This window comes from Mesobacillus subterraneus (assembly GCF_003937825.1).
Lineage (GTDB): Bacteria > Bacillota > Bacilli > Bacillales > Cytobacillaceae > Mesobacillus > Mesobacillus subterraneus.
Window position 1 is genome coordinate 1 of the sequence record NZ_RSFW01000018.1, and the last position, 16,409, is coordinate 16,409.

A 16,409-nucleotide genomic window follows, 5' to 3' on the forward strand; every position below is an offset into this window, starting at 1 on the left:
CATTTTCACCGCTCCTCCACCGGATTTTGTCCGAAGTCCTATCATCTTCGGACATTTTCACTGCTTCTCCACGGGATTTTGTCCGAAGTCATGCCCTCTTCGGACATTTTCACCGCTCCTCCACCAGATTTTGTCCGAAGTTTTTCATTTTTCTTGTGTAAAACAAATAACCCCCAATCCCAGCAGGATCAAAGGCCTAAAGCAACAAAGTTTACGAAATAAGCCTAAAAAAACAAAAAACTGCCATACGGCAGTTCCTTGGTTTAATTCAAATACGGTACCAGCTTATTTTGGACCGCATAGATGATGGCTTGTGAGCGGCTATTGACGTTCAGCTTCTTATAAATTTTGTTCACGTGAATCTTTACCGTTTTATCGCTTATGGATAGATGTGCGGCGATTTCCTTGTTGGACTTCCCTCTGACCAGTTGATTGAGTACTTCCTTCTCCCTATTGGTCAATTCATTCTCCTGATTGCTATAGTCATTCTGCAGACGGTGATAGGATATTAACTTGCTTGCCATTTTCGGGTGTATAATAGAGTTTCCTTGATGGATTTTCCGGATTGCGTCGATGACTTCCATGGACGAAGCATCCTTCAATAAGTATCCATCAGCACCTTCCCGGAGAGCCGATTTAAAGTATTCATCATGATCAAACATCGTTAAAATTAGGATTTTACAGCCTGGATGTTTCTCTTTGATCGGGGAAATGAGTTCGATGCCATTCTTATTGGGGAGATTAATATCTAATACAATGACATCAGGAATGGTAGTATCCAATACTTTCATTAAACTTTCCCCTGAATCCGCTTCTCCTACCAGGAGCAGATCCTCTTCTATATCCAGGATACTGCGGATTCCATCTCTTAGTACTGTATGGTCATCCACTAACATAACCTTAATCATGCTTTCTCCTCCTTACTAAAGTGCCGAATGCCTAGCCGGATTTCCGTACCCTTTCCTTCTGCACTGTCAATCTCCAGTTTGGCTCCAAATTTATGGGCGAGCTCATTCATGGTGAGGATGCCAAAGTGAGGTTCTGATTGTCCGGATATCAACTTGTCATATAATGAGAAGCCTATACCGTCATCCTTGATTTTGATCATTGTCTGCTCCCGTCCATATTTAAGCATGACATCAATCTTTTTTGCTTTTGCATGTTTGACAGAGTTTTGCAGACTTTCCCGGAATATATCATAGATCACTTTTTCTATTTGATAGCCTAATGCGTAAGGCTCACCCTTCTGAGAGAAGGTGATCTTAGCTATTCCTTCCTCCTCCGTTTTCCTGATCTTTTCTTGTATGGCTCGTTTTAAACCATATTGTTCAACTGGGCAGGTCCTTAATGAATAAATCGATTGACGAAGCTCCTTTAGGCTTTCTCTAAGTTGTTCAATCCATTGTTCGATTTGATGATTTAGGATGTCTCCTTTATTTTCATTTTTCCTCCTCAGCGAAGACTCCATCTTAAAGACGATGCCTGCCAGGGACTGGCCAATGCCATCGTGAATATCACGGGCAATTCGGCTGCGCTCCTCCACAATCAATAATTTTTCATTCTCAAGGAGAAGAGAACGCGTTTTCAATGTACTGGCCAGAACATTGGATAGTACGGTCAAAGAACGAATTTCATCAAAGCTAAAACCAATGGCACTTACTCTGCCGACAATTAACATCCCCACTTTTTCATTGTCCATAATAAGGGGAGAAAAGATTTGAGAAAGAATCATTTTATTAAAAATCGTATTGCTGGGCAGCTTTTCTAAATCCTTTCCGGTCACGATGGTCATTTCAGGAATTTCTTCAAGATAAAGTTCCATGTCATCGCTCCATGCTACCTCGCTATTCACCTGCCCATCCTTCAGCAAAAGCTTCCATGAATGATTTTCTTTTGCCAATAAAACAAAAGCATTCGCATTGAAGGTATCGGCCAAAAGGTTTTTCTTCTCATTAAGGTCATTTGTATTGTTCCTGTTCAACTCCGTACTCAGAATGGATAATGCATTCAACCGCTTCTTTTCTATTCTTGCTTTTGTCAGAATTGAAATGGTCATAGTGATCACAATCCAAATGGACAGGAAAAGAATAATCGTAAAATCAATGATATTCTCAGGAAGATAACTAGTGTATGTATCCAGGAAAACTAATAGGATGATGGACATAGTAGCAATAACCCATTCTTGCAGTGCTTTATCTTTCCACTCTCCTGTTGTAAATGGCAAAGGCCGTATATAAAAGAGAAGATCGTTTGTGACATTATTAATGAAAAAATAGAGTGCAGTAAAGGAGAAGATAATCAGCACGTTTTCATATGGAAACGCTAGCGAGTAGTTGCTCAATCCAATCTTGATCAGCCAATCAGCCCCCACAAGTGAAATGGTGTATTGGGCAATATTGAAAATGGTTGATGGAAGTGATCTTTTATGGTGAAAGGATTCAAAAATCAGTACAAACGCAAACACTACAAGAGCGGTATGAATACCAAAATATGCATTCATAACAAAAAGTATAGGGAACGTCATCGTGCTGAACATTCTTATACTGAATAAGGGAATTTGAAAGTACTCCGAAAGCAACATAAGAATCATCAGAAGGAGTAAAACGATTGGCTTTTCCGTAAAAGTGGCATAAGGGATGGAGTAGAATATAAATCCCCACCCAATCATTCCAATGAGTATTATATAGTAATTGGAAATCTTCTTTCGAAAAAGAATCTCTTTATCTGTCATATTCTCCTCCCATTCAAACTTTATAGTAGAAACCGGAACTGCCCGAGTATAATTCTACTAACCATATACCGGGTCCTTTAAATAATTGCGACAATAACTGCCCTGATTTGTTGGTATAACGATAAAATTCAACAAAAAAAGCGTTAATCCTTCTTAACGCAAATAATGGTATAATTAAAAAAATACCCAAACCCATATATACCAAGGCTTTGGACATTTTATAACTGTTTTTAATAAAGCGTTAATTTGTATTATACGAACATTAGTTCTTGTGACTATAATCTCTTCTTCAACTGTTTCAAATTGAAATACATGCTGCGTCAATGGCTTCAGGATTCGCTTTTCCTGTATTTGTGTTGGAAAGTATTTTTGCTTGCCGGTCCCCAGGTAATTCGCAAACTGCTCATTCTTAGCCCCTCCTTTCTTTATTTGGGTGAGCATATCATCATAAAGTAACCAAATTAGTAAGGAAATATCAAATTGGAAAGGAACATCGTCACCAAAGTTGTCACGAAGATCATCACAGAATACAACACCCCTCAAATAATCGAAGTAAGGGAGTGTAAGTGAGGGAATGAAAAAAGTCGGTTCCTATGAAGGTGACCGACTTAAGACAAGGATTGATTTTTAATCATGACAAACGAGATATTTACTATTCCATATTTTGCATCCACCAATACGCTTTTCAGTTTGGTTGGAAAAAAAGAACCCAGAACCATCTTGGTTGTCGAATTTCCAACCTAGGCTTTCCATTTTATCAATGAATTTTTGTTGTCCTTTCATATTATCTTTATAGGTGAGATACCAATTCTTCTCATTCACGCTTGTTATTAATACAATATCTTCTCCTGATTTCTCTAACATATTTATCGCATCACTGGTACTTATTGATTTTATCGGAAAAGGTTCCTTCGGTTGCAACATATAAATTGTTGCAATCACGAGCACAACTATTACAAAAATTGCCAAGACAACATTACGATTCTTTAAATTCTGCATGAAATTTCCCTCCTCTTTAAAAGATAACAAATTCCCTAACTAAAAAAATAGACTTTTTTACTAAAAATTCAAAAAATATAATATTTTTCTAGAAAATGTTATTTTTTTACTTAAAAGGATGATATTATGAAAAAGTTAATATGAGAAGGAGGTAGAATTATGAAGTATTTTAGCAAAATTAGTCTTTGTGTAGTAACTGTATTTTTAACAATTGCGCCTACATTTGTAGGGGCGACATCAGAGGAGTCTCCTATTAAAATTCCTGGGACAAAGGTTGAAATCAAGCTCCATCCAACGTTAGGTACTGATAAAGTATCTGTCAAAAACAATGCTATGAAAGCCCACAAAGACGCTATCGCAATTGTTAACAAGTATTATCTGGAAAAATATGGTATTGTTCTTGATGTGAATTTAGATGATCGTGAATACCAAAACAAGGTTATGATGTTAGGAACAGCAGCTATGGATACACTTAGCGACAAAGAGATTAAAGAAATCATTAAGTTTGTAAAGTTTATGGACAGGTATGAGAATTACGGTAAAAATGACAAGATTGTTAAAATGAAAGAGAAAAATGATAATGGCCAATTGACTGCAGAAGAAAAAATGGAATTTGAAGAATTGTTGCCGATAGAAATTGATCAGTACACAGAAGAAACAGGTTCCGATGTTCCTACTTTCTCTACTACAGCAGTCTTTGCAAATGGTTATGATCAAATTGCAGCTAGAGATTATGCGCGTAAATGGACAAGTAATACTGAAAAGCTTCGAAATAACACCCAATTCCCGTATTATTCCAGATTAAATAATTGTTATTCTTGCTGGTGGGATTGTACAAACTTTGTTTCTCAATCTCTGATGGCTGGTGGTATGAGGCATTTAGGGTATGATCAAACGTGGTATTACAGTAATTCAGGACCTTCTTATTCCTGGGGAGGAGCGAATAGCTTTTATAAGCATTGGAAGAACCGCGCTCCAGTTGCTGGCTCACACTCTGCCCTTCGGACCGGTGATGTAGTTAGTACTAACTATGACACAGATGCAGATATTGACCATACTGCAATCATTACAAAGAATGATAGCTCTTATGCATCAGGTAAATGGCTAACACAACATACAGATGATATGGAAGAAAAAACAACGGTTGGAACCTGGGTGAGCAGAGGTTACAAGATTGTTGGATATGAGATGGATAAAGCTTCTAATTAAAAAAGAACAAGTATATCAAAACCGGTCTATTGACCGGTTTTTTTATTCCAAAAAGAACTATACTCGTATATTTCTAGGTTCATCTGTCCATACTTCTGAATAAGAGAATGGCCAAGGAGGCGGGAAGATCATGAGAAAAAAACAAAAAGAAAAAGAGGTTAAAGCTGTAAAGGCTGCGGAAAAGAAAATGAAGAAAGCTGGATTCAAAATAATAAATGTAAAAGTAAAATAAGGCGGCCTTGAGCCGTCATTTCATTTTTATGATGAGTTTATTAATGAACTACCTCACTTTTGACCCCCTTATATTGATTAAAAACATATAAAGATAAAAAACACATAAAGTAGTAAAAAGGCAGGGAGTAATAAAAAGACAAATAATAATAGGCTTTACTCCACCACCCCCATCTCTTCCTTACTCTCCGTAAGAAGAACTTAAATTTACAAGAGTGCCAATATCCAAGAATTAAGATATAAAGACATTTTCTATCTATGAAGTAACAAATCAACAAGATTTTCTTACTTCAACTAACATTTACACAAGGTTTTCTTTTAACTATCCAGCTTTCCACAGGTCTACATTCAAATATAAAACACATAAAAAAAATCCGGCTTGTTAGTAACATGCCGGTTTTGCTTTGGATTTCCATTATTTAATTAATCAACCCATTATGAAAAGCCTTGCTGTTATCGATTTTTTTCGCAAGGCTGTTTAAATATTGAATTTGGCCAACTCAGGGACATCTCCGTTTTGCTGGAAGATACGAGTTAGTTTCCAAAATGTTGGATAAAGCTATTGCTTGCTTACACGAAGGAGAAGCCCCAATACTGCATTCGGATCAGGGCTGGCATTATCAAATGAAGCCATATATTCATGAATTAAAACAACATGGGATTATTCAAAGCATGTCCAGAAAAGGAAACTGTTTAGACAACGCAGTAATGGAGAACTTTTTTGGCCTCTTAAAGTCTGAACTATTATACATACAAGAATTTGAAAGTATGGATCACTTCAAGCAGGAGCTGGAACAATACATTGATTACTATAACCACAAACGGATCAAGGAAAAATTAAGAGGATTGAGTCCGGTGCAATACCGAATTCAATCCTCTGTAGCTGCTTAATATTAATATGTCTAACTTTTTGGGGTCACTTCATCTTGGACTAACGCCACCGCAAATTTATCGTAATGATTACTAAAATTTGTGGAAAAGAATTTATTGAATCTTCCTCAAAAATGATTTGGTGCGATCCATCTGAGGGTTGTTGAATAGATCCTGGGGATTTCCTCGCTCAACGATGACACCGCCATCTATGAAGATCACTTCATCTGCTGCTTCCTGAGCAAACCGCATTTCGTGTGTGACAACCACCATGGTCATTCCTTCATTTGCTAAATCTTTCATAACGTTCAACACTTCTCTTACTAATTCTGGATCAAGAGCTGAGGTTGGTTCATCAAACAGCATGACATCTGGTTCCATTGCGAGCGCCCTGGCTATCCCTACCCGTTGCTGCTGACCTCCAGAAAGCTGAAATGGATAATAATCTTTTTTATCAGAAAGACCTACTTTTTCGAGATAGTACTCAGCTTTTTCTCGCACTTTTTCTTTTGGTTCTTTTTTTACTGTAACCGGCCCTTCCATTACATTCTCTAGTGCTGCCATATGCGGGAAAAGGTTATAACTCTGGAAAACCATCCCTGTGTGCCGGCGGAAAGCCGAAAGAGCTGCAGGACTAACCTTTTTCGTAAAGTCCATTTCCTGTCCGCCAATCGAAATACTGCCTTCTGTTGGTGTCTCCAATACATTTAAGCATCGCAGGAAAGTTGTTTTACCAGAACCCGAAGGCCCGATAATGATAACGACTTTGCCTTTGTCTATTTCCAAATCAATTCCTTTTAGAACTTCAAGCTCATTGAAAGATTTTTTCAACCCTTTAATCGTGATCATATTAACCACTCCTTCGACCACATTTAGCGTGATACATAACGATCCAGCCTATTTTCAATTCTCCCCTGAGCTATTGAAAGGAGAAAACAGATTACCCAGTAAATAAGCGCTGCTTCTGTATAAAGAAGCAGAAATTCATAATTTGTCGTTGCGATTTCCTGTGCCCTGCGGAACATCTCAGTGAGAAGAATCATTGAAGCAAGTGATGTATCTTTTACCAGACTAATAAAAGTGTTGGATAATGGCGGAATCGATACCCTTGTGGCCTGTGGAAAAATGATTCTTTTTAACACTTGTCTGTTGTTCATGCCAATCGAATATCCTGCTTCCCATTGTCCCTTAGGAATAGAAAGGATGGCAGCTCTGATAATCTCTGACGCATATGCACCCACATTTAAACTGAAGCCGATAATTGCTGATGGCCACGGGTCCAGTACAATCCCAATGGTGGGTAGACCGTAGAAAAGAATGAATAATTGCACTAGCAAAGGCGTTCCTCTGATTGCAGACACGTAAACCCGCGCAACAGCCCTCAGGAATTTCACATCTGAAATTCTTGCGAGGGCTGTCAGAATAGCTAATCCTATACCAAATACAAATGAAATCAATGTTAAAGGAATCGTGTAAAAAATAGCCCCCTGAATAAGGGGGAGAAGTGAATTTTGTGCTATTTCAACCAGCCGGGCCATTCTTTCCGGATCAGCTAATATATTATTCAAGTACATTTTCGCCAAACCACTTTATCGAAATTTTGTCGTAAGTACCGTCTGCAATCATATCAGCAAGTGCTCCATTCACTGCCTCTACAAGCGTTTCGCTGTCTTTTCTGAACATTAATCCACTTTGTGAAGCGTCCGGGCTCTCGGCAACAATTTTCACCTTTGCTTCCGGTTTTGCCTTTTTAAAATCCAGGAACGAAAGGTTTTCATTAATGGTCACATCTGCACGCTTAGACAAGAGCAGCTCAATCGCCTGGTTAAAGCCATCGACACCTACGATTTCTGCCCCTTGTTCCCTGGCCATATCAGCATAGTTACTTGTCATGGACTGAGCAGCCTTTTTATTCTTTAAATCTTCGAAACCCTTTACTTCATCATTATCTTCATGAGCGATCAAAACTGCTGTAGACGTAATATATGGATTAGAAAATGCATATTTTTCTTCTCTTTCTGGCTTGATTCCTACCTGGTTCGCAATCATATCAAACCGCTTCGCATCCAGGCCGGCAAACATGGCATCCCACTGGGTTTCCTTAAACTCAGCCTCAACTCCAAGTCTTTTGGCGACCTCTTTCGCAATCTCTACATCAAAACCTGTAAGTTCCCCATTATCGTCATGGAAAGTGAACGGAGGGTAGGTACCTTCTGTACCAACAAGCAGTTTTCCTTCTTTTTCGACTTTAGCAAGTACCGCATTTTCCTTTTCTGTTGCATCGTTCCCCTGAGGCACGTTGTCAGTGTTATCCTTGCTTTGCCCCCCGCAGCCTGTAATCGTAAGGACTGCTGCCAGAATTAAAACAAATAGAAATGATAATTTTTTCACTTAGTATTCCTCCTATTTAGTTATTACTATGAATGAATAGTCTTATCTAATAGCCATAACTTTTCTTATATTTACTTTCCCTTTATACAACTTGATTATTACTCGTATTTAAAAATTGTAATTGCTATGTTAAACAATAGCCCTTAATACCCAACTGTTACTTTCCGTCTTTTTGGTGCAGCATTTTTTCAAGATGTTTTACGGTTGGTGTTAAATTCAGCAGAAAGTAAGACTCTCTAAGTCTCCTCGAGGGGGCACTAAACTTTAGATAACCTGCTCCTCCCTGATGCAGCATACTGCCATGTGCTGCTTTTGATGTAAGATACGCAATCTTCAAGCGCAATTGGAGAAGTTCATGCCATTGTTCCACTAAATTCAAACCAGCAGCCAGTTCGTATACATTTGTGCGGATTGATTCTAGTTCATTCTCTAGTTCCTCTGGCTGGATCGGCAGAAAATTATTGCAGCCTCCTTGCTTATTGCAAACCTGACGGATGGAGGCAACGGAAGACTCGGTGACACCCATTCCAAGCGGAATTTGATACAGGACAAAGGCTGGCCTTATGCTTTCAATAAATCGATCGACATCTTCAGATATGATCCACTTATCAGGAATGGTTACCTCATCGAATGTACACGAATAAGTGGCACTGCCGTTTACCCCTAAATACTCTAATTTTGCCTTTAAAGTAAGTCCTTCTGCATGACAAGGAACCACTGCCATAATACGCTGATTGGAGTTAACTTCCGCAATGATGCCAAACCAATGATCCGTACCTAAATTTGATACAGAGGGCAATTGCCCTTTTACAATATATCCATCATTATTCTTAACAGCGTTTAAATGCAAAGTTTCTAAGCCAGCATAATACTTCATAGGGTTTGAAAGCCCCGTTCCGCCAAGCAGGGTTCCATTCTCCAGCTGAGGTAATATTTCTCTTTTTAGATAGGCATTCTTGCTGTTGCGTATATAAGTCAAAGAAGCAAGATGGCACCAAAGGTTAAATGCTGTTGTCATACAGACCTTTGCTATTTCTTCTACAACACGTACCTCTTTTGAGTAATCCACCCCATTCTGGGAACTCAAGAAACCAGCTTTACCAATGCTTTTCAAAAAGTCCTCTGCATAATAGGCATCTGAATCAACTTTTCGCACAACCGGCTTCAGCTGTTTTTGGATCAACTCATCTAGAATCTTTATGTTTTCCAATGGTTACCTCTCCCCTTCACAGCCTTTTTAAAAAGAAAACCTCCGGCTAAGGAGGTTCCACCATTAAGATAATTCTGTAATTGTATCGATCGGTGCCTTAACAGCTTCGCGTGCTTTTTTTACTGTTGACTCGTCTGGAGAATCATAGAAGCAGAGGCATTTGGTCATATCTTCACAGACATAGGTTCTTGAGAAAGTAACTTCAGGAACTTCTGCATAATGAACGGAGTTTTTTGTCTTCCTTTCAAGATAGGCTTCCATTGTCAGGTTTTCCGGAAGGTTCCATTCCACAAGATAATTCACCTTGTCAGCCTGTTTTTTTACTTCCTCTAATTCAGTCCCAACAAGGCGAACCGGTTTGATTAGAGTCACAGGGACACCTAACACTCTTAAACTTTCATTTATGACATTCCGTTCTGCCGCTTCAAAAATAAAGAAAGCCCTTGAGAGATCCTTTGCCACTTGAACTTCAATTAAACTTGCACTTTGCTTTCCCAATTCTACACGAATTTCTTCAACCTTCTTTTCAAATGATTCTCTTCCATCTACAGTACCGTTAAAAATTGATTCCACTAAATATAAAGATGCCATTTGTATTCCTCCCATTTATTAATAACCTATATGTTTACTCGGATATAACCTTTAACTTATTTTATAACACTAAGTTAATAAAAACAACTTAGTTGTTTAAAAAATTATGTTATGATTAAACTAATTTTTATCGGAGGTTTATAAAAGATGCGCGAATCAAAATATGATTTACCATGTAATATTGCTCAAACACTTAACATTATTGGAGATCGTTGGACCTTATTGGTTTTACATGAAATCTTGGCTGGAAGAACTACATTCAATGAAATCAAAAAGGAACTAAACGGAATCTCATCAAATATTTTGTCTGACCGGTTAAAACATTTAGAGCAGACAGGCCTGGTGGCCTCTTCACTTTATTCAGAGCATCCACCAAGGTATGAATATACACTTACAAATAGCGGCAAAGAACTGGAAGGCGTATTTAATGCCATCATTATATGGGGCAGGAACAACCTTGAAAAATGCTATAAAAAAATGATCCATACAGAGTGTAAGCACGAAGTGGAACTCGCCTACTATTGTCCGCACTGCAATAAAAATGTCGATGATTTGGAAGTTGTTGAACTTGAAACAATCGATACTTCTTCCCTGAAGTAAGGTATACGGAGACAGAGAGCATTCATGCCCTCTGTCTCTTTTAATTATTCCTGATGCCCCATTGCCGGTTAATCCATGTCTCGAATAATCCAACCGCTTTATCAAGCAATAGCCCGGAAATACCAATAAACAATATGCCTGCCATAACCAAATCAAGCCTCATTGAGTTTCTTGCGTCGATGATTAAATATCCTAATCCTGACTGAGCACCAACCATCTCTCCAGCGACCAGGAAAATCCAAGCAGTCCCCACCGCAATATGAAGACCATTTGCAATGTATGGAAAAGCGGCTGGAAAGATGATTTTCGTTAAAAGCTTAATGCCTTTTATCTCAAGATTATGGGCAACTTTCAAGTAACTTTGATCGACCTTGCGTACAGCTGATACAGTTGACAGCAATACAGGGAAAAAAGCAGCGATAAATATGATCACAATTGCAGGTATATCACCGATTCCGAACCACAGAACAATAAAAGGCGACCAGGCAATTGGCGAAACTGGCCTTATAACTTGAGCGACTGGATCCAGTACATTCCATAGTGAAGGCAGACGGCCAAATATCAGCCCCAGGATAATGGCTGCAACGACAGCAGATAAATACCCTGCTAGAAATCTGTACAGGCTAACTTGAAAATGGGTAAAGAGGGTTCCATCCTGGATTAGGGAAACAATGCCTTCCCAGACCTTTAATGGTGGAGGGAAGAGCACAGTATCATACTTGCCAATGGTTATGACAGCTTGCCAAACAGTCAATAGAATGGCAAACCCTATAATTGCATTCATTACAGGTTTTAATTTCATTTTTTTCACTTCGCTTTATCAATTAAAGAATGATCAACAAACTCACTAAATGAAGGAGGATTTTCCATTAAGCCCATTTCCTTGAGACTTTCCCTAAGCTCTTCAAATTCTTCTTCCTTGATTTTCAAATCATCATATGAAATCCATTGGAAAGAAAGGTCAAGTACATTTTTTTCCACTTTCATGTACTTCGAAGACATTTCGTGTGTATGCTCGTCTTTTAACTCTGCCATTTCGCCAGCTTTTACATAATGATTAACAAACTCCTGAGCAATTTCACTTTCATTTTTGATGAAATCATTCCTTAGGACCAGTGTGCAGTCAATAGAGTCTTCCCATATTTCTTGATCCTGGTAAAGGACCTTTCCTTTTTCAATGGCTACGGAAATTGCCCCAAACGGCTCTGCCACCACATATCCTGCTATCCTGCCTTCTGATAACGCTGCTGGCATTTCTGCAGGTGGCAATTCAATTACATTTACATCTTCATATTTAAGTCCATTTTGCTTAAGCATTTGATATAGAAGGATGTTATGAGTTGAAAATTTATGTGGGATGGCAAAGCTTTTCCCTTTCAGGTCAGCTACACTGTTCACATCATTGTTAGTAACAAATACATTTCCATCACGATGGCCCAGCGCCACAGCACTTAAATCAATTCCCTGTTCCTTTGCCTTCATTGCCAGCGTAACCAGGACAGAGGCCCCATCAATTCTTCCAGTATTCAGAGCATCCATCAATTCCGGCCAGGATCCGAACTTTACAAGTTCAAGATTAAAATTCTCGTATTCTTCCATTTCTCTTTCAATATAGAGCGGAACTGCATGTGTGATGGGGAGATAACCTATTTTCACTGTTCTTTTTTCTCCATCTCCAGATGTCTGATTGCTTGTTCCGGATCCGCAAGCCACGAGTGAGAGCGTAATCATCATCACCAGTATTTGCAGAATGAAGGATTTAAGGGACTTTTTCATTTGTATTCTCCTTGTCTATTAAGATTTAATTTCGTTAAATATGAAATTCTATTGGTGAATGCTCGCGATTAAAATGGAATTCCTCAAAAATCAGTTTACGGTAGTGCTGAAAATCACTATGGCTTCTATCCCGGGGTTTCGACAGTTGAATGTTAATTTCTTTGTGAATTCTGCCTGGGTTCGCATGCATAATAAAAATTCTGTCCGACAAATAAATCGCTTCGTCAATATCATGAGTAACCAGTGCAATAGTCGTTTTTTCTTTGGCTTGTATCCGAAGAAGTTCATCTTGTAAATGATAGCGATTGAAGGTGTCCAGGGCAGCAAAAGGTTCATCCATGAGAATCATCTCTGGCTGCAGGGCGAGTGCCCTTGCGATGGCAACTCTCTGCTTCATCCCTCCAGAAACCTCGTGAGGAAACAACTCACCTTTCCCCTCTAAACCAACCACATTCAGATAATGAAGAGCTCGCTCCCTGCGTTCTTTAGCAGTGAGATCGCTTCCCTCCAGACCCAGTTCAACGTTTTTCAATGCAGATTTCCAAGGGAAAAGACCATAGTTTTGAAATAGCATTATACATTTTCGGGTTGGACGGCTGACAATCTTCCCATCCAGTATCACCTGGCCTTCATCCGCCTTTTCAAAGCCTCCAATAATGTTCAACAAAGTGCTCTTACCACAGCCACTCTCTCCAAGAATAGAAATGGTTTCTCCCCGATTAATCTCTAAAGAAACCTCATTCAAAACTTGAGTGCTCGTTTTCTTGTTAGGAAAGCTTTTATTTACATTTTTGATTTTAATGATTGGGCTTTGACTCACCTTTAAATCCCCCCTCTACAGTTGCATTAAAAACATTATATTCATTAAACTTCATAATTCCTATAAAAATAGTATGAATTACCTTTAGGTTATTTTATTATACTTTGTTCAATTTTACAACTTCAAAATTCCATCAAATTCCGCAGTGTCATATCCACTTTTTCGGAATTAGAAAGAAACCAAACATGGTATGAGGCATTAAAAATATTTCGAAGTTATTTCTTTATACTTGGCAAGCTTGATAGCTTTATATTGTCCCTAATAGCAGCTGGGGTGAATAGAAATAGCGATTTCTCACTTTTTGAATATAATGGGGTATTGCAGCAGGTTCCTGAATGACAAAACCTAAAGGAGGTTCTAATATTGGATCCATCCGCAAACCGGAAAACAGGGGACGACGTGAGCAAGAACGAACGAATTTTAGAAATTGAAAAACAGATTGCAGCGACCCTTTGGGTTCAGGCTGTGGCTCAGATAACCGAAGCGATTCTTCTGGCAAAATTGTTGGATTTAAAAGGGGAGACGGAAGGGGAAAGAAAAATCCTGACTGGAGTCTGGGTTCAAACGATTGGGCAAACAATTGAAGTACTTGCAGTCACCAAAGAAATTTCCGCTGTTGATCCTGAAATCATAAGAGAAGCTCAGAAAATTATCGTAGCGGCCGATTTGCTGCAATCTGCCGGTGCAGCCATAGAGGCAGTTGGAGGGAAACAGGTCATAACCGAAGCTCCTGGAGGCTTCGTCCCATAATATTGTTATCGTGATCCTCAAATCTGTTGTTAATAAACCATCATTTTCATATCCCCCTATGACCGAGAATGCCTCTGTCGAATTTCATTGCAGTTAAATGAAGTCTCGGTAAGAAGCACCGCCAGAAATTAAGCAAAAAGCTGCTGGACGATAACATCCAACAGCTTCGAAGTCCTATTCACTTTTTTAATAGCAGATAAACAAAATACGGTGCTCCGATTAAAGCAGTCATAATTCCCGCTGGGATTCCTTCTGGTTCCAGGAGATTGCGGCCGATGGTGTCTGCAAATAAAAGCAGCCAGCCTCCTGTTAGTGCTGCAATGGGAAGGAATAATTGGTGTCTTGGCCCTATTAATGCTTTTGCCAAATGCGGCGCCATCAATCCGATAAAGGCAATTGCGCCGGTGATGGAAACCGCGGATGCCGCTAATGCTACTGCTGTCAGAAGCAGGATCATCCTTTCTTTTTCAATCGAAACACCTACTCCTATAGCGATGGGATCATTTAAATTAAGCAGGTTTAACTTATTCGCCTTGTATAAGGTGAACGGAATCAAGATGAGCACCCAGGGAAGCAGCGCCCAAATGAATGGCCAGTCTGTTCCCCAGATATTCCCCGCGAGCCACCTCGCGATAAAATCAACCTTCTGGCGTTCTGCTGCTGATATGATCACAATCATGGCACCCGACAGAGCCATCGAGAATCCAATCCCCACCAGTATCAACCTGACAGGCTGCAACCCGCTGCCCTTTTTATAGGAAAATAGATAAATAAGCAAAGCTGTGATCATGGCTCCGATAAATGCCACGGCTGGCAGCATATATGCAAAGGAAGCAGCATCGATGGGAAAGAATAAAAAGAAAACAGCGATCCCTACACCTGCTCCTGAGTTAATACCGATGATTCCGGGATCAGCCAGATCATTTCTCGTCAGTCCCTGTAAAATCGAACCTGATATCGCCAGTGCCATTCCCGCAAGAAGCGTCACGATGATACGCGGCAATCGAATGGAGAACAATACAAATTCCTCTTTAAAGGTCCCCTGGCCGAGCATCGTCGGCAATATCCGATTATAGGAAACGGATGAATAACCCAATCCAAGGCTGACGCCAATGGTCATGATAATGAAGATCAGCAACACACTAATGATCAGTCTTTGTTTTTTGATGAGAGATGGATGGATCATGAAAAGCTCCTCCCTCCTCTATTTACAATAAACAGGAAGAATGGCAACCCTAATAATGAGATAATGGCAAAAACCGGCGTTTCATAAGGCGCGTTAATCGTTCTTCCAATCGTATCAGCCACAAGCATGAAAGATGCCCCAATGATCCCCGACATGGGCAGGACGAAACGGTAATCTGTCCCAACAATCATTCTGACGATATGCGGGACCATTAAACCGATAAAGGCCATGTTTCCTACAAGCGCTACGGATGCACCTGCAAGCAGGACAATCACGACAAACAAGATGAATTTGATTTGGGCGGTTTTTTGGCCCAGGCCTACAGCTACTTCTTCATTCAAGCTTAAAATGGTCAGCTGCCTTGATAAATAAAATGAAACAAGCATTCCGACCGTAATAAACGGAATGATGAATTTCAGCTGTGTCCAGGATGTGCCCATTAATCCACCAGCTGTCCACATCGATACATCCTTTGATATTTTAAAATAAAGGCCGATTCCTTCGGCAACGGCAAATAAAAAGGCAGAAACGGCGGCACCGGCAAGGACAATCCTTAACGGAGAAAATCCACCCTTTTTCAATGCCCCAATGCCAAAGACAAGAATTACGCCAATGGCTGCACCTATGAAACATGCAATGGTGATGGCGATATACCCAGCTCCTGGGAACAGTGCCATAGTTAGAGCCAAAGCGGCATTCGCTCCTGCAGTGAGGCCCAGCAGACCCGGGTCTGCCAGCGGGTTCCTGGTCAATCCCTGCATGATCGCTCCCGAGATCGAAAGGGCTGCACCGACAAAGATAGCAGCCACTTCTCTCGGGAGGCGGATTTCCCTGATCATGGTGATTGTATCTGTTTTGACATTTGAAGTTAACGCCAGCCATATTTCTTTTATTGTTGTATCTGCCGCTCCAAATATCATCGACACTATAAAAGTGGCAATCAGCACGATCACCCCGGCGGTGAACTTACTGATCATCTTGAGCGGGCTGTTTTCGTTCGTCATAAGCATCTCATCTTCCTGATAGCAAGAAGAGGAATTCCAAA

General features: G+C 39.8%; 16 protein-coding genes and 1 pseudogene. 4 read left to right on the forward strand and 13 right to left on the reverse strand.

Annotation, left to right across the window (positions count from 1 at the left end; genetic code table 11):
* Window positions 1-263: 263 nt before the first annotated feature.
* From EJA10_RS15985 to EJA10_RS15995, 3 genes are all read right to left on the reverse strand, one after another.
* Window positions 264-908, reverse strand: coding sequence for a response regulator (locus tag EJA10_RS15985; RefSeq protein ID WP_125481032.1), 645 nt, complete (start codon window positions 906-908; stop codon window positions 264-266).
* Complete coding sequence (locus tag EJA10_RS15990; RefSeq protein ID WP_125481033.1) at window positions 905-2,731, reverse strand: sensor histidine kinase; 1,827 nt, start codon at window positions 2,729-2,731, stop codon at window positions 905-907. The genes EJA10_RS15985 and EJA10_RS15990 overlap by 4 nt, the downstream gene beginning before the upstream one ends.
* Before the next feature lie 627 nt (window positions 2,732-3,358).
* Entirely contained in the window at window positions 3,359-3,730 is a 372-nt protein-coding gene (locus tag EJA10_RS15995) for a hypothetical protein (protein WP_125481034.1), read from the reverse strand.
* A gap of 159 nt (window positions 3,731-3,889) precedes the next feature.
* On the opposite strand from EJA10_RS15995, the gene EJA10_RS16000 reads away from it, so the two are divergent.
* The gene (locus tag EJA10_RS16000) at window positions 3,890-4,939 is read left to right on the forward strand and encodes an amidase domain-containing protein (protein WP_125481035.1); all 1,050 of its coding nucleotides are present in this window, start codon (window positions 3,890-3,892) and stop codon (window positions 4,937-4,939) included.
* Between the two features lie 759 nt (window positions 4,940-5,698).
* A pseudogene (locus EJA10_RS16005) lies at window positions 5,699-6,061 on the forward strand (transposase); the annotation flags it as partial.
* Window positions 6,062-6,154: 93 nt separating this feature from the next.
* Here the strand turns inward: EJA10_RS16005 and EJA10_RS16010 are convergent.
* From EJA10_RS16010 to EJA10_RS16030, 5 genes are all read right to left on the reverse strand, one after another.
* Complete coding sequence (locus EJA10_RS16010; protein WP_125481036.1) at window positions 6,155-6,889, reverse strand: amino acid ABC transporter ATP-binding protein; 735 nt, start codon at window positions 6,887-6,889, stop codon at window positions 6,155-6,157.
* Window positions 6,890-6,912: 23 nt separating this feature from the next.
* Window positions 6,913-7,614, reverse strand: coding sequence for an amino acid ABC transporter permease (locus EJA10_RS16015; RefSeq protein ID WP_125481037.1), 702 nt, complete (start codon window positions 7,612-7,614; stop codon window positions 6,913-6,915).
* Window positions 7,601-8,431 carry an amino acid ABC transporter substrate-binding protein gene (locus tag EJA10_RS16020; protein WP_125481038.1) on the reverse strand — a complete coding sequence of 277 codons (831 nt, stop codon included), beginning with the start codon at window positions 8,429-8,431 and terminating at the stop codon, window positions 7,601-7,603. Before EJA10_RS16020 ends, EJA10_RS16015 begins: the two co-directional genes overlap by 14 nt.
* Before the next feature lie 157 nt (window positions 8,432-8,588).
* Window positions 8,589-9,641, reverse strand: a complete 1,053-nt coding sequence (locus EJA10_RS16025) for an acyl-CoA dehydrogenase family protein (protein WP_125481039.1) — start codon at window positions 9,639-9,641, stop codon at window positions 8,589-8,591.
* A 63-nt stretch (window positions 9,642-9,704) separates the two neighbouring features.
* Window positions 9,705-10,232, reverse strand: coding sequence for a DUF4242 domain-containing protein (locus EJA10_RS16030; RefSeq protein ID WP_125481040.1), 528 nt, complete (start codon window positions 10,230-10,232; stop codon window positions 9,705-9,707).
* Between the two features lie 147 nt (window positions 10,233-10,379).
* Between EJA10_RS16030 and EJA10_RS16035 the strand changes: the two genes are divergently transcribed.
* Window positions 10,380-10,832, forward strand: a complete 453-nt coding sequence (locus EJA10_RS16035; RefSeq protein WP_125481041.1) for a winged helix-turn-helix transcriptional regulator — start codon at window positions 10,380-10,382, stop codon at window positions 10,830-10,832.
* Window positions 10,833-10,872: 40 nt separating this feature from the next.
* On the opposite strand, the gene EJA10_RS16040 is transcribed toward EJA10_RS16035, so the two are convergent.
* From EJA10_RS16040 to EJA10_RS16050, 3 genes are read right to left on the reverse strand one after another with little or no spacing between them, the layout of a single operon-like run.
* On the reverse strand, window positions 10,873-11,634 hold the full coding sequence (locus EJA10_RS16040; RefSeq protein WP_125481042.1) for an ABC transporter permease: 762 nt from the start codon (window positions 11,632-11,634) through the stop codon (window positions 10,873-10,875).
* Between the two features lie 5 nt (window positions 11,635-11,639).
* A complete protein-coding gene (locus EJA10_RS16045; RefSeq protein WP_125481043.1) occupies window positions 11,640-12,608 on the reverse strand; it encodes an ABC transporter substrate-binding protein in 969 nt (322 codons plus the stop codon).
* A gap of 34 nt (window positions 12,609-12,642) precedes the next feature.
* Window positions 12,643-13,428, reverse strand: coding sequence for an ABC transporter ATP-binding protein (locus EJA10_RS16050; protein ID WP_125481044.1), 786 nt, complete (start codon window positions 13,426-13,428; stop codon window positions 12,643-12,645).
* A gap of 363 nt (window positions 13,429-13,791) precedes the next feature.
* Here EJA10_RS16050 and EJA10_RS16055 point away from each other — a divergent pair, with 363 nt between their 5' ends.
* Complete coding sequence (locus EJA10_RS16055; protein ID WP_125481045.1) at window positions 13,792-14,178, forward strand: hypothetical protein; 387 nt, start codon at window positions 13,792-13,794, stop codon at window positions 14,176-14,178.
* A 178-nt stretch (window positions 14,179-14,356) separates the two neighbouring features.
* On the opposite strand, the gene EJA10_RS16060 is transcribed toward EJA10_RS16055, so the two are convergent.
* Window positions 14,357-15,364 carry a FecCD family ABC transporter permease gene (locus tag EJA10_RS16060; protein ID WP_125481046.1) on the reverse strand — a complete coding sequence of 336 codons (1,008 nt, stop codon included), beginning with the start codon at window positions 15,362-15,364 and terminating at the stop codon, window positions 14,357-14,359.
* The gene (locus EJA10_RS16065) at window positions 15,361-16,368 is read right to left on the reverse strand and encodes a FecCD family ABC transporter permease (RefSeq protein ID WP_125481089.1); all 1,008 of its coding nucleotides are present in this window, start codon (window positions 16,366-16,368) and stop codon (window positions 15,361-15,363) included. The genes EJA10_RS16060 and EJA10_RS16065 overlap by 4 nt, the downstream gene beginning before the upstream one ends.
* Window positions 16,369-16,409 lie beyond the last annotated feature (41 nt).

Bases quoted from the DNA above. Each gene is read 5' to 3' on its own strand.
- EJA10_RS15985 (WP_125481032.1), bottom strand. From the start codon at position 908: ATGATTAAGGTTATGTTAGTGGATGACCATACAGTACTAAGAGATGGA.
- EJA10_RS15990 (WP_125481033.1), bottom strand. From the start codon at position 2,731: ATGACAGATAAAGAGATTCTTTTTCGAAAGAAGATTTCCAATTACTAT.
- EJA10_RS15995 (WP_125481034.1), bottom strand. From the start codon at position 3,730: ATGCAGAATTTAAAGAATCGTAATGTTGTCTTGGCAATTTTTGTAATA.
- EJA10_RS16000 (WP_125481035.1), top strand. From the start codon at position 3,890: ATGAAGTATTTTAGCAAAATTAGTCTTTGTGTAGTAACTGTATTTTTA.
- EJA10_RS16010 (WP_125481036.1), bottom strand. From the start codon at position 6,889: ATGATCACGATTAAAGGGTTGAAAAAATCTTTCAATGAGCTTGAAGTT.
- EJA10_RS16015 (WP_125481037.1), bottom strand. From the start codon at position 7,614: ATGTACTTGAATAATATATTAGCTGATCCGGAAAGAATGGCCCGGCTG.
- EJA10_RS16030 (WP_125481040.1), bottom strand. From the start codon at position 10,232: ATGGCATCTTTATATTTAGTGGAATCAATTTTTAACGGTACTGTAGAT.
- EJA10_RS16035 (WP_125481041.1), top strand. From the start codon at position 10,380: ATGCGCGAATCAAAATATGATTTACCATGTAATATTGCTCAAACACTT.
- EJA10_RS16040 (WP_125481042.1), bottom strand. From the start codon at position 11,634: ATGAAATTAAAACCTGTAATGAATGCAATTATAGGGTTTGCCATTCTA.
- EJA10_RS16045 (WP_125481043.1), bottom strand. From the start codon at position 12,608: ATGAAAAAGTCCCTTAAATCCTTCATTCTGCAAATACTGGTGATGATG.
- EJA10_RS16060 (WP_125481046.1), bottom strand. From the start codon at position 15,364: ATGATCCATCCATCTCTCATCAAAAAACAAAGACTGATCATTAGTGTG.
- EJA10_RS16065 (WP_125481089.1), bottom strand. From the start codon at position 16,368: ATGACGAACGAAAACAGCCCGCTCAAGATGATCAGTAAGTTCACCGCC.